At 57.0% G+C, this 12,865-nt stretch carries 12 protein-coding genes and 2 pseudogenes; 2 read left to right on the top strand and 12 right to left on the bottom strand.

The features are described 5' to 3' along the window. Positions 1-11: 11 nt before the first annotated feature. The 11 genes and pseudogenes from FX984_RS03410 to FX984_RS03365 all read right to left on the bottom strand — a co-directional run bounded on the left by FX984_RS03410 (position 12) and on the right by FX984_RS03365 (position 8,380). Entirely contained in the window at positions 12-482 is a 471-nt protein-coding gene (locus FX984_RS03410; RefSeq protein ID WP_154905294.1) for a single-stranded DNA-binding protein, read from the bottom strand. Further along, positions 479-997, bottom strand: coding sequence for a DUF3158 family protein (locus tag FX984_RS03405; RefSeq protein WP_154905293.1), 519 nt, complete (start codon positions 995-997; stop codon positions 479-481). The genes FX984_RS03410 and FX984_RS03405 overlap by 4 nt, the downstream gene beginning before the upstream one ends. Further along, entirely contained in the window at positions 994-1,749 is a 756-nt protein-coding gene (locus FX984_RS03400; RefSeq protein ID WP_154905292.1) for a PFL_4669 family integrating conjugative element protein, read from the bottom strand. Before FX984_RS03400 ends, FX984_RS03405 begins: the two co-directional genes overlap by 4 nt. A 242-nt stretch (positions 1,750-1,991) precedes the next feature. After that, the gene (locus FX984_RS03395; RefSeq protein ID WP_154905291.1) at positions 1,992-3,182 is read right to left on the bottom strand and encodes an STY4528 family pathogenicity island replication protein; all 1,191 of its coding nucleotides are present in this window, start codon (positions 3,180-3,182) and stop codon (positions 1,992-1,994) included. After that, positions 3,179-3,727 carry a DUF2857 domain-containing protein gene (locus FX984_RS03390; protein WP_154905290.1) on the bottom strand — a complete coding sequence of 183 codons (549 nt, stop codon included), beginning with the start codon at positions 3,725-3,727 and terminating at the stop codon, positions 3,179-3,181. Before FX984_RS03390 ends, FX984_RS03395 begins: the two co-directional genes overlap by 4 nt. Next, the gene (locus tag FX984_RS03385; protein WP_154905289.1) at positions 3,724-5,310 is read right to left on the bottom strand and encodes a ParB family protein; all 1,587 of its coding nucleotides are present in this window, start codon (positions 5,308-5,310) and stop codon (positions 3,724-3,726) included. The genes FX984_RS03390 and FX984_RS03385 overlap by 4 nt, the downstream gene beginning before the upstream one ends. A gap of 14 nt (positions 5,311-5,324) precedes the next feature. Beyond that, positions 5,325-5,534 (bottom strand): hypothetical protein, encoded by a 210-nt coding sequence (locus tag FX984_RS32995; protein ID WP_190329700.1) that lies wholly within the window; start codon positions 5,532-5,534, stop codon positions 5,325-5,327. An 85-nt stretch (positions 5,535-5,619) separates the two neighbouring features. Beyond that, positions 5,620-6,462, bottom strand: coding sequence for a ParA family protein (locus FX984_RS03380; protein WP_154905288.1), 843 nt, complete (start codon positions 6,460-6,462; stop codon positions 5,620-5,622). Between the two features lie 4 nt (positions 6,463-6,466). Next, entirely contained in the window at positions 6,467-6,697 is a 231-nt protein-coding gene (locus FX984_RS03375; protein WP_154905287.1) for an AlpA family transcriptional regulator, read from the bottom strand. Positions 6,698-6,812: 115 nt separating this feature from the next. Beyond that, a complete protein-coding gene (locus FX984_RS03370; protein WP_154905286.1) occupies positions 6,813-7,562 on the bottom strand; it encodes a hypothetical protein in 750 nt (249 codons plus the stop codon). A gap of 238 nt (positions 7,563-7,800) precedes the next feature. Beyond that, a pseudogene (locus tag FX984_RS03365) lies at positions 7,801-8,380 on the bottom strand (TetR/AcrR family transcriptional regulator). A 487-nt stretch (positions 8,381-8,867) separates the two neighbouring features. Between FX984_RS03365 and FX984_RS03360 the strand changes: the two are divergent. Beyond that, positions 8,868-10,052 (top strand): annotated as a pseudogene (locus tag FX984_RS03360) (IS3 family transposase). Positions 10,053-11,148: 1,096 nt separating this feature from the next. Here the strand turns inward: FX984_RS03360 and FX984_RS03355 are convergent. Continuing rightward, the gene (locus FX984_RS03355; protein WP_163909909.1) at positions 11,149-12,072 is read right to left on the bottom strand and encodes a LysR family transcriptional regulator; all 924 of its coding nucleotides are present in this window, start codon (positions 12,070-12,072) and stop codon (positions 11,149-11,151) included. Between the two features lie 185 nt (positions 12,073-12,257). Here FX984_RS03355 and FX984_RS03350 point away from each other — a divergent pair, with 185 nt between their 5' ends. Beyond that, positions 12,258-12,851 (top strand): HD domain-containing protein, encoded by a 594-nt coding sequence (locus tag FX984_RS03350; protein WP_154905284.1) that lies wholly within the window; start codon positions 12,258-12,260, stop codon positions 12,849-12,851. Positions 12,852-12,865: the final 14 nt, after the last annotated feature.

Here is a 12,865-nt window from a genome sequence, read left to right as displayed (position 1 = left end):
TATGCCCGAAGTCAGTTCGTAGATGCCTGTCCTCTGCGCTTTCTGGGTTTGGACGTAGCTGAACTGGCTTGCTCAGTGTTTTGCCCGACGTGCGTCGCAGATGCCGCCGGTTCACTGGAGCGTTCCCGCATGACCACACTGTGCACCCGGTGAGGTAGGATGCCGATTCGACGGGCCTCGATCTTGAAGGTCACCCGCGCATTGTCTTCGCTGTCCTCCCACTCATCGCGCACGGTGCGGCCTTCGACCAACACGCGCATGCCTTTCTGGTACAGCGTGCTCCAGTGTTCAGCATCGCGGTGCCAGAGCTCAACCGGCGCCCAATAGCCGCCTCGATCTTCATAGCTGCCTTCGCGTGGCACGGGGTTGTCGAAGTAAACATTCAGCCGCAGCAAGCGTCGTGGCTCGTCATTGCCTGATGGAAACTCTTGAAACTCTGGCGCACTGCCTATATTGCCTTCGCCGACAAAAAAAGTACTCATCGTGATAGCTCCACTGCGGTGGTGAGTTGGCACAGTAACCGTTCGGCACTGGCCATTTTGATCGCGCAGGTTGAGGCCTGGCGGTAGAGCGAATGCACCACGCTCATCTGCAAGTTCAGTGCAATGCGCTCGCATTCGAAACGTTGCAATCCCTCGCGTACGGCCTGCGGCAGGGCTTTGTTGGAGACCTGGCGTTCCCAGACCGCAACCCCCATACGGGCAAAATCACGGGTGCGCCAACGCAAAAAGGTGCTGCCAGCGCTGGTGTTCTGCAGCACCAATCGAATATCCAGCAGTGAGTAAGGAGGTTGTCCGGCCTGCTGCACCACAGCCTCCATCAGGTGACTTAACTGCGCCTCGATTTCCCTCGCCACCTGCGCCAGGTGTTCCAACTCCCCCTTACCCTTAAAGGGCTTTAAAAGGCCTTTTAGAGAGGCTGCGTGTTCGAGCTGTCGATAGGCATCCGGTGTCAACGCTTCGAAGGGCACTGGTTGAGCCGAGGTCAGGTGATTCATGCTTCGTCCTCCGGCTTATCCACTGTTGCAGATGGGGCTCCCGTTTCCTCTGCCAACGCGTCAGCGTCATCCACTGCCACCGCACCACGACGAATGATTGGCGGCGCGAACTGGGAGCGGCGATGTCCCTCAAGAATGTCCATCGGGGGAAAACCCATTTTCTCGATGGCCGCTATGGCACGGGCATTGTTCGCCGCCATGTCATCACGGGTAACGCCGGCATGCCGATAGCGCTGGGCCTGGCCGAACAGGCTGCGCAGCAGATGGGCGCCGTCGTCGATCCAAGCTTCCATGTCGACGCGGCCAATCAGGGCGGTGTGATGGGCCAATAGCGTACGACGCACCAGGGTGTCGTAGTCGGTCAACAGGTAGACCGCAAGAAAACCCAGCTGGCTGCCGATGTACAACGGCAAAGTGACGGGGTGGATATTGAGGTTGTCGCTCATGTCGATCTGTGTCGGCAGGTCCTGTCTGATTCGATCCAGCTGTTGGGTCAGTTCCAGCATCCCAGCTTTGGCTTGCATCAGTTTTTCTTCGAGTTGCACGATGGCCCAGTCAGCATAGGGATCGTCCTGGGCTGCGGTTTGTTTGATCAGGTTGGTGACACTGATGTAGCCGGCCATACCCATGATCGAGTGGACGCCTTCGCGTGCGGCTCGACCTTGCCAGATCCGGGCGGCGTGGTGAGTGTGTAGGGTCAGGGTGATGCTGCTGCGCAATGAACCCAGGTTGAGTTGATAGTGATCGGCCACGGTGTTGTCCTCGCATTAGCTTGGACGGAAACGTTGCGACAGATGAGGGGCAAGGGCAGCCAAAAAGCTGAATGCCGTCTGTTCGGTTTGGTGTGAGAGGATTGATTGCGCAGACGTTCGCGAGTGATGCCAGTGGCATCATTGCCTTGGATGGAGATGGCCGTATCGTCCGGATTGCGCTGATTCGGCCCGTTGCGGTCGCACAGTAGACCTCAGTAGATTTGATGCCAGTGGCATCAAATCTACTGAGGTCCAGGCCGTTTGCCACGCAATTGGCGCAGCTCATTCAAGCACGCTTGGGCGAGTGCGGAAGCGGGTTCGCCCTGTTGTCGGGGCAGGCGCGACGGTGCTGGTGGGGGCGGTTCTGCAGTGGGTGACGGTTCGGCCTGACCTGCCCAAGGACGAAAGTCGCCTTTCAGCGCACGCTGGATCAGGCCCATCAGATAGGCCGCTGGCTTGCGGACGCTTCCTGCCGTACAGCGTGCCCCCGCTTCGTTGAGCACCGCCTGCCGATCCGCTGGTTTGAGCTTGTTCAGCGCCACGGCGACAGCCTGACGCTCGCTTGGGCTCAGGAGCAGCGGATCGGGCCAGTGCAGGTTATCCACCGCTGGGGTCGCGCGCGGTACAGTACAAATACTTTCTTTTAATACAGTACAGGCGGCGTTCGGATTCCGAACGGTGCTGGAAATGCTGGCGTTCAGGCCCGGTTCGGATTCCGAACGAGGACCTGCACGATTCCGAACGTGGTGATCTTCTCCCAGTTCGGAATCGTGTAACGCCTCATCGATTGCTTGATCCAATCCTTGCTGCGTCCAATGTTCGCCCCAACTGTCGAGCCGCGTCGGTAACCGATCCTGATCGATATTCGTGTCCTGGCGGACTTCTTCCACAACGTGATGGGCGACAATACGCACCGCCTTGGTGGCATGAGCGAGGGCATGTCCGACCAGCTCCAGGTAATCCTGATCCAGTTCCATGGCTTCGGCGGGGGTTAACGGCTCATCGTGCAGAACATACAGTGAACCTTGATGACGTCCGCTGAGCTGATCGCGGCCGCGACTCACCAAGCTGAGCCAGCGAGTAAGTCTGAGCATCATCAAGACGCGAGCGATGCTTTCACGGGAAGCTGATGCACCGTAGGGCACACTCGACAGGTAAGGCTGCAAATCCTCATAGTGCGGCGTGACCACGGCCTGGCCTTGCAGCATGAGTCGAAACACCTGCCAGGCATTACGTTCCAATGGCGTCAGGCGATTATCCAACAGCAGCCGACGCGGCACGACTTCGTGTGACTGGCCACTGAATATAAAGCCAGCCTGCAGCGCCTGGTTGGAGGGTTGCTCAGTGGTAGGACGCGAGGGCCAGCGTTCACTCAACTGCTGGGTGCATTGCTGCAGGACACGCTGCCAGCGACTGGAAGGGGCGGTGTTCATGTTCCGTTGCTGTACTGGTCGATCTGCTGCCAAACGATGGTCAAGCTGATTTTTTGCTCCTCCGCTAGCATCATCATGGCGTCGAGCTGATCCTCGGCACCATCCTGATCTCGTAACTGGCACCATCGCTGCCAGAGCGCATGTTCCTGCGCTTCGCTTAAATGCTGAGGGCGGCCCTTACGGGTTTCTATCTTGAGCAGACGTCGGCGCAAGGCGGTTTCCGAATGTGCCAAACCGAAGCACTGATACATGATGGTGCTGCTGGCGCCGAGCTTGAGCGCTCGGTTGATCAAGCGCTCGTTCTGCTCGTCGCGTTCGGCTTGTTCGATCAACCGATGCAGCACCGGCGAGTCAATCTTGACCTCAACCCAGGGGACGGTGGCATGGGCAAGGCGTGACAGTGTGGTGGGTGGTAAGGATTGCAACAGGTAGATGTCGTCCTCGCCCAGTCCGAGTGCCTTACAGCGTTGCAGATTACCCAGGCGCAGCTCATGCAGCACCTGGGTCAGCATGGCTTGGTTGAGTACATTGAAGGACAGGCTCATGGCAGTTCCCTCGTTGTGTTGTCTGCAGGGGTAAGCGTTAAGTCGATCAGGCGGCGGGCCAGGCGGATCAGGCGAAAGAGTTTGATTAACAGATTGTCGGGTAGTCGCTCCAATCCCACATCCACGGCGGGACGATCTGCCAGAGGGAGTTGATAGATCCCCAGCAACAACTGACCGAACAGGGCTGAAGGGAGTTGCTTGCGATCCTCCCAGTTCACGTCGTCTTGAGCGCGCAACAGGGCCAGGAGCAGTAGATGAACGCCGGTCGCACGAGGCGCTGTAAGATCAAGTTGCTCGATGTTCAAGGTGAAGCCCAAGCCATACTTCTGATCGATGATGCTTTCGGGGTGTCCGGTATAGACCGCCATTTCCCGTACCAGTCCGGCAATGGCTAAACGCAGTTGTTCGGGGGTATCCAGTGTTGGTGCGATGATCCAGATGTCGTCGATCGAGCAGGTGTCAACGGTTGCTGTTACTTCAGTAGCAGTGTCGCGATCAATCTGTTCGCGAATCTGTTGGACACGTGACGGAGGGCTGACTGCTGATACGACATTTGTTTCGGGTGGTGTGAGCAGCTCCTCTCGTGCTGTTTTGGTCTGGAGCCCGGTCCCGGTTGATGTTGGATGGGACTTGGAGGTGGTAGGTCCCGCCGCAGCTCCATCAACACTCGACAGATGCTTGTTCTCTGAGGGCGTGACGACGACATCGCCAGGCATCGAGATGACCCGTTGGGTATCGCTCAGCTCCAGGGCCAACATACGGTAGGACTGTCCGAGGAAGCGGCTCATGCGTTCGAGCATTTCATCCTGGATTTTCTCAAGATCGAAGGACTCCGGTTCGGTATCGAAGTAGCTCAGGGTCTCGAGCCAAAACTCGGCGAACATGAGGGGCGCGGTTGGATAACGGTTCCAGGTTCGCTCTGCCTGACTACGCAGAGCGATCAGGCGTTCGATCTGGGGCTTCCCCAAGCCGGCATACAGGGTTTGTGGAATGGCGGGCAGTAAGTGTTCGAGGGTGTCCAGCATCCGGCTGATGTGTGACTGCGAAATTGGATAGCCTCCCGCGGCAAGACGTCGTGCCAGCTCACGTTGCGAGAGCACAATTCCCTCTGGTTCGAGCATGGTTTTGAGTTTGGCTACCGCTAGCGCACGCTCGATGAAGGTGAGTTGGCCGTGCAGATCGCTTTCGGCCAGATGGCCGAGCAGGACGCTGAGTTCATTGGTCCACGGTCGGAACAAGCAATGAATGCGGAAGAAGCGCTCGTCACGAGTTTCCTGCCACAGCTCGCCGAGAATCGCCAATCGCGTATTACCGCCGTTGCGGATAATGAAACAGGTTTCACCCGGGCGGCGGGTAATCGGCGGTGGTTGATCCAGCCCGCGCTCACGGATCGAGGCTTTGATATCATCGTAAAGCGGATTTCGGATGAAGCGCGGGTTGTGTTCGTAGGGCCGCAACTGCTCCAGAGTGACCAGCATGGGCGTATCGGTAAGTGGATCGGACAGCCGCTCCAGTTCTGGACCACTAGGGAAGTGCTCCTTCAGCAACTGGTCGGTGATCTCCTCCTGACTGAGCTTCTTCATCGGAACTACCTCAGTCAACGCCGGTTACACAAATGGTCACCGACTTCGAACTTGACGATCTTGGCGGTCCCCGAGCTTTCGAAATGTTGGGACAGTTCTGCGAGGAACCACCCCATGGCCGAGCGCCCACCCTGCAGACGGAAGACCACGGTGCAGTACTCCTCGCAAGGTGGGTGGAGTGGTCGAATGGATGGCTGAACGATGATGGGAAACTGATCCAACATCAAAAGACTCCTTGCCAAACACTGTTGGCTTCAAGGTCGAGTAAACAAAATGACTTGGCGAGAAATGTGGGCTTATCGATTCGTCTCATCGAACCTCCGCGTATCTGCTCACCGTCGAGATCGCTTCGCGCCATTCCGGAAACAGTTCGATGGACAGCGCTTGCATGGTTTCCAGCGCTGATGGCGAGCGTCGTTCGCGTGACCGATGGGCCTCGATTCGGTGGACCGGCAGACCAAGGGAGGCGGCATTGAGATACGCCACTCGGTTTGGAATTACGGTGTCTAGAACTGAGATGTTGGTAGCCCCAGCGAAGGTCTCGCGCAGGCCACGGATGATCATTCGGGTGTCTATTCGAATGGCGTTCACCTGGTTTAGCAGCAGTCGCAACGGTGGTGGTGTAATGCCTAGGTGACGGAATGGTTCGAGCTCACTGAACAGCTTCAAAGTGCCGCGGCGCAGTTCGCGGGCGGCGAGCATTTCCGGCGTGATGGGAGAAAGGGCGAGATCGGAGGCAAGGATGGCCATCTCAAGCATCACACTACGTGCGCCTTGGGTGTCGATCAAAAGCAGGTCATAACGGGGGCGGAAACTGTCGAGCAAATTGCGCAGCCGTAATCGCCCGTCAGGGGCGTGAAGCAGCAATGAACTCAGCTGGCCTTGATCGTCGTTGGAGATGATCAGGTCGAGCCCCGCAATCACTGTCCTGGAAACAATCTGCGCAGGCGCTGTTAAGTTGAGTGCAATGAGCTGGTATGCACCAGCAACAGCTTTCTGACTCAAGGCGTAATAGCTGGAGAGGGTGGGTTGGCTATCTAGATCGAGCAGCAGGACGCGTAGACCAACATCCGCCAGCAGTCCACCGAGATTGGCCGCAACTGTGGTTTTGCCTACCCCACCTTTAGTGGAAACCACCGATACCACGCGCATCACATCAGACCTGCTGGCCTAAGCGCTCAGCGACCCACTGCTCAATTTCCAGTGAGTCCCAACCGACCGCGCGCAGACCGATGCGCTTGGCCTGAGGGAATTTACCTTCCTTCATCAGGTTGTAGATGTGCGCGCGTTTGAAGCCAGTTTTTCGCTCCACCTCGTCGCGCCGCATGATGTGACGTTCGATTTGAGGTTGTGGCACTTCAACTATGAGTGAGGATTGGCTGGACATGCTGGTCACTCCTGGCGCCGATTGGCGCGTGGTGGGAAGTGACCTGAAGTGAATAGCAGAAATGGGAGAGAGTCATTGCACCGCAAGCCGGTGGGTTGCAGTGCAATGATTTGGTTTAGGTGGTTTTTTTTAGAGCGCGATTGGCTGCCGCGAATTTTTTATCTAGCGTTCGTTTGCTGAGACCGGAAATGTCATTGTGGCGCGCGGTCAAAGCATCGACGATTGCGGCTTGACTCTTGAACACGGAAAGAGGTTTACCTGCGGGCGACACGTCCAAGACGGTGTTGATCAAGGCACCGATGATCTGCAGGTAGGTGTGTTCACTACGATCGCTGAGCTGTCCCTGCGTTTTTACCAGCGTTTTAAGGCTTTCCTGTTCAAGTCCTAGTGCCTGAAGGTCAGCTTCGACATCTTGGAGCTGACGTTTTAGAGCATCGCGCTCTCGAAGGAGGGCATCACGCTCGGCCTGGAGTGCAAAGTAAACACCCAGGCTGATGTTGTCCTGAGTGTCATCGACTGACGAGAACAAAAAAACGGGCCGCTGATCGGGATAGTGGATCTGCATCCAATAACGCAAATCAGAATGTCGTACCGTCAACAAAGTAGGCTCCACGGGAGTGCCCAAGGGTACCGAGATACCGAGATAACCATACGGTAATTCGCCATGGCGGACGGCATCATAGATTTTTTCGGTATTGGCGTGCAGGCAAGGCCACTGGGGAAACAGGATCCTGAGCTTCTCCGGGCTGGACCCAGCAGCCTGCAGGACCTGCGCTTCGTAACGAATGAGGTTGCACCAACGCAATGCTGCGTCGATGGGTCGATAGAAGATTTTAGCCTGCGGGTTAAAGTTGTTTGAAGACATGTGCGAACGGATCTCCATTCCTTATGGATCGGCCTCCCGCGAAACATCTCTACATCGCCTACCTGCTGAAAACTGCTGGTAGTGCCTGTGTTATTCGGATTTTTTACTCGATGAGGTCATTCCATTTAACTTTACGTAAAATATCTACCTTTGATTTTTAACGCCTTCATGCCAGGCGGATAGGTCAGGACCTCGTCGCGCACGGCGTTGACTTAATAAGCCTGAATACCTCGGACAGCTAGATGGTCACCGACGGCAAGAGGGGCGCGATAATTTCCGCGCGGCATACCTCCAGAATCTCATCCGCCAGGGCGGAGTCATCCAGACAGGCACGCCAATACGACCGCACCGATCGCATGGGCCTGCATGTCATTCATCTTTGCTCGTAAGTTGTGCTGATCCGCCACGGCCAGGGTTGCGCCCTCACGCTCAAGGGCAGCCAGCATGCTTTCGAGCCCGCCAGCAAACTTCGCCTTGATCTCCTCAGGTTGACGCGCAGCGTCCCCGCAAAGGGCTGCCATTGTACAACCGACACTCCGGGCATCACGGTGATCTCGTGACACATAAAAATCTAAGAACTCGTTGATGTCGAGGACTTCGCTATTGGCCTGGGTCTGCGCAAGCCCGATCGCTGTTGCTTCAGCTATCAGGTCGGCCTTGGAGCGGAAGTGCTTGTAGAACCCTCCATGTGTGAAGCCGGCCGCCGCCATCAGATTCACCACCCCCTCGCCGTCATAGCCACGCTCACGAAACAGGAGAGAGGCCGTTGCGACAATTTGCGCCCGATTCACTTGTACCTGGGCTTTGCTGACCTTCATATCCACCTGCCTTTTGTTTACGACAACAAACAGGCGGTCAATATACATTGATGTCGATCATCATCAAAGCCTGAAGATTATGATTGACATCATAATCACCGGCACGTTTTTGGAAGAGCTTAAGCCATGACAGGTTTCCAGCGGGTGGCGCCGACCTACTTCTTCGACGTCTATCGCCGCTGAGGCAAACCCTCCGGCGTATTTCCCCCAGAGTCCTAGACGGCGATGAAAGTTGCAGAGTCGACCTGAAGCAGGTTTGACCCCGGCTTTGTCATTGAGCACCTGCGTGACCATTCGAACACTGGTGATGTTGCAGTTGATATCGTCAGCGACTGCACTTTGTTCTTCGGCAGCCGTTGCAATTTAGTGGGTCAGCTATCCGTCCCATATGCTGATCGAGGGAAGGATGTTTGGCTGTGAACGAGCCCCATGAAAGACAGGACACCGTTTCCCCCTTACGATAAGGGATAGGCAAACGGTTATGTTTATGACTAATAGCAACGATAAGAGTGGGGAGCTTTTGGGCCAGGAGCGGCGATGCCGCTGGAGCCCAGAGCAAAAACTGGCCATGGTTCGCGAGAGTCTTGAGCCAGGGCAAAGCGTTTCGGTGGTGGCTCGGCGCAACGGCATCAATGCCAACCAGTTATTCCTGTGGCGCAAGCTGTATCAGGACGGCAGCCTGTCGGCGGTCAGTGCAGGCGAAGCCGTGGTGCCTGCCTCCGAGTTGAGCGATGCGCTCAAGCAGATCCGTGAACTGCAACGGATGCTGGGCAAGAAAACGATGGAAGCAGAAATCCTCAAAGAGGCCGTGGAGATCGCCCGATCGCGAAAATGGATTGCGCACTCACCCTTGTTGCCGGGGGACGACCAGTGAAGCTGGTCAGCGAATGTCTCGGTGTGACGCGCTCGCAATTAACGGTTCGAATCAAGCAATCGGTATCGCCCAAAGTACGGCGAAGCAGACCTGTGAACGATGCTGATTTGGTGATCGAAATCCAACAGCAGGTCAGTGAACTGCCCAGCTATGGCTACCGTCGAGTCTGGGGATTGCTGCGTCGCGCCCGTGAAACCCAGTTGCTACCCGCGATCAACTTGAAGCGGGTTTACCGGGTGATGCGTGATCACAACCTGCTGCTTGAACGCCGGATCAAACAACCCGGCGTGCCGAGCCGGCACGAAGGCCGTATTGCGGTGAAAACCAGCGATACGCGTTGGTGTTCAGACGGCTTTGAGTTCCGTTGCGAGGACGGCGCCAAACTGAGCGTGACCTTCGCCCTGGACTGTTGTGATCGCGAGGCCATCGGCTGGGTCGCCAGCCCGACCGGGTACAGTGGCGATGATATCCGGTGATCAACTGCCGACCACGCCGGTGCAATGGCTCAGCGATAACGGTTCGGCCTACACCGCCGAACAGACGCGTCTGTTTGCTCGACAGATCGGCTTGCAGCCGGTGACCACACCGGTGCGTAGCCCACAGAGTAATGGCATGGCAGAGAGCGTCGTGAAGACGATCAAGCGTGACTACGTGGCGCACATGCCCAAGCCGGATCGAGAAACGGCGCTGCGTAACGTGGCTATTGCCTTCGAACATTACAACGAGCACCATCCGCATAGCGCCTTGAACTATCGCTCACCGAGGGAGTTCAGGCGCTTGGCAGTGGCATCAATTTAACGGGGAGTTGGTGTCCGGTTTTGAAGAGGCAAGTCCAAGCCCCTCGTGTCTGTGTGCTTAGATACGGAAAGAACTCGCTCGGCCTCTGAGTCAGCACTGTATGGCTAACGGAATTCGCATCTGCTGTTAGCATCGATCTTGCACAGCATGGCTGTGCTCCTCGCTGCCTGCATCCTGAATCGTTCCCTTCACGCGACGTAGCACGTCACGTTTGTCACTCATCTATGGATGAGGGCTCGGATTGAACGTGCATTGAGAAGCACTTTATTACCAAGTTATGTAGTGCTAGGGAATTGGCACACGCATTCCCTGGATAATGACGTCATGGGATCTACCCAATGGTTTTTGGGATTGAAAGTAAAAGTTAGTTTGCAATTTTTCTTGAAGAGCGGGTGCTGCCTTGCCTGACGTGCGTGAAGGGGCGCGGTGTTTCCACTACCATCGCGTGTTTCAGGCGCAACAACGCGAGCACGAGTTACGTCAGCATGAGGCTCATCTGCAACCCTGGGTTCAAGGTGGGTTCTCTTGTGTGGAGCCCACTTGAAGCCGATGGCAGAAGTCGGGGATTTTTTATCAGGGAGTTTGATCGCTTCTCCTCAGACCCGTAGGTTCCACGAATCGAGTTGGCCAATCCGATGCAATTGGTAGGTCAAGTTGAATGCCCAAGGGTATGTTCGTTCCGTCAGAAAAAATGACGCTGAGCGATCATCCACTTGTGAAATACGTCACTGATCAGCGCTGTTTTTTCTGCCACCCCCGATCCATGTTGCTCATCGCCGCAAGCTAGTGGACTGGATGAGAACAAGTCTAGTCGTCCCGCTAAAGGGAGGATCGACGATAAACTACTTCCTGAAAACAGGCAGTGAGCGACGACTCTCGATAAAAATATCGGCGGCATTTCTTCGCCAGTTGTCGCGCGGCAGGCCGCCATAGTCGGTGAGCCGAAAATGGTAGGCCTGCTGTCCAGGTGGTGAAACGGGACCGGCCGGGGGCGGAAAAAATCTGCGCCGCAAGATCCGGGAGTTGACATGAGTCTACCGGTGGCCGGTCGCGACGGGCCTGCAATGGCCCCTGCGCAACCGGTCTCTTCGGCCAATCAGGCCGGTGTCAGGATCAGGTCCACCAGACGCCGCGCTGGCGGTGACAGGGTGCGTCCCGCCAGTTGCACGATGGCGCACTCGATATTCATGTCCGATGGCGAAAGTCCGGGACGTAGCAGGGAGCCGAGGTTCACCAGGCCGCCGTTACGGTCGTCGCCATCGAGCCAGGAGCTCCAGGTGAACAGGATGTTGTCGCTGCACAACGTCAGGTCGCGCAGCAACGACAGGTTGTCACAGGACAGTTCCACCGGCAGCGCCTGATTCGGTTTCATGCCGAACATCGCACGCAGGCGCGGGGCGAGCGACTTGTCGAGCATCACGGCGGACCAGGGATACCCCGGCACCTGCGTCGGTGACGGGGGTGTACCCTGCTGAAGCAGTGGATGCTCAGGTCGGCAGTAGAGGGAGGCGGGCTCGGCCGGCAGCCAGGTCAGGTCGAAACGACCGTCCAGTTCTAACTCGCCTGGGTAGGCGACGAAAAACTCGATGTGTTCCTGTTCCAAGTGCAGTTGCAGGTTGGGCGTCTGGCTGGCTTCAATGTGCAGCCTGAGGCGAGGACAATGCCGTTTCAGTTCGATCAGGGCATGACGCAGCGGTCCGCCCATGGCCAGCAGGCTGGCCCCGAAGTTCAATTCTCCGCGTTCCGCGTGGGACAGGTAGTAGACCTCGTCCGCCAGATCGCGCGCGCGTCCAAGAAGCATCTTTGCCTTGACGATCAGGTAGCGGCCGGCGGGGGTCGGTCGCACTGAACGCGTGTCACGGTCGAACAGGCGTAGGCCGAACTCGGCTTCCAGCGACTGAATGCTGCGGCTGAAGGCTGTTTGCGAGAGGTGTGCGCGGTCAGCCGCCCGGGAGAAGTTCAATTCCTCGGCCAGCAACTCCAGATGATGTAGACGCTTCAGGTCAATTGATGCCTTCAACGCATTAGATTCCTGAGAAAAATGCATTAGACGCGAATATAGGCCGCTAATAGTGTATCGGCAAGAGCGCCAGCGTCCGTCCGGGAGTTGGCCTGCCTACCGGTCAGGCGGACCTTCCGCTACTGGATACGACGACTACAACAACATCGCGCCGGCATGGCGCATTAACGTCGAGGAACAGCCCCATGAGTCAGCACGCCACCTTCACCCGCATGGACCAGAGTACCCAGGCTGACTGGGACATCATCGGTGCGGAGTTCCAGCACTTCACCAAGGAGCTGCCCAATCGGGTCTTGGCGCATCTGAAGCTACTGGATGGCGACTACTCCGGTTTCCCCATCGATCGTCTCAGCCATAGCCTGCAGACGGCAACCCTGGCCCATCTCGACGGCCGTGACGAGGAATATGTGGTCTGCGCCCTGCTGCACGACCTCGGCGACACACTGGGTTCCTTCAACCATCCCGAAGTGGCGGCCTCTATCCTCAAACCCTTCGTTAGCGAAGCCAACCACTGGATGGTCCAGAATCACGGTGTGTTCCAGGGCAACAACTTCTTCCACTATATCGGCATGGATCGGAACATGCGGGAGATGTTCGCCGAGCATCCGTACTACGAACGTACTCGCGAGTTCGTCGACCTGTACGACAATCCCGCCTTCGATCCCGAAGGCGAAATCCTCCCGCTCGACTTCTTCGCGCCCATGCTGCGCCAAGTGTTTGTCAAGCCCAAGCAGAGCCTTTACATGGCTGCGATGGATCTGGCCGAACAACAGGGTTGAACGATCAGTGGCGA

Source organism: Pseudomonas marginalis, assembly GCF_008692035.1.
GTDB classification, from domain to species: domain Bacteria; phylum Pseudomonadota; class Gammaproteobacteria; order Pseudomonadales; family Pseudomonadaceae; genus Aquipseudomonas; species Aquipseudomonas marginalis.
This window is presented reverse-complemented; position numbering and strand designations above follow the sequence as displayed.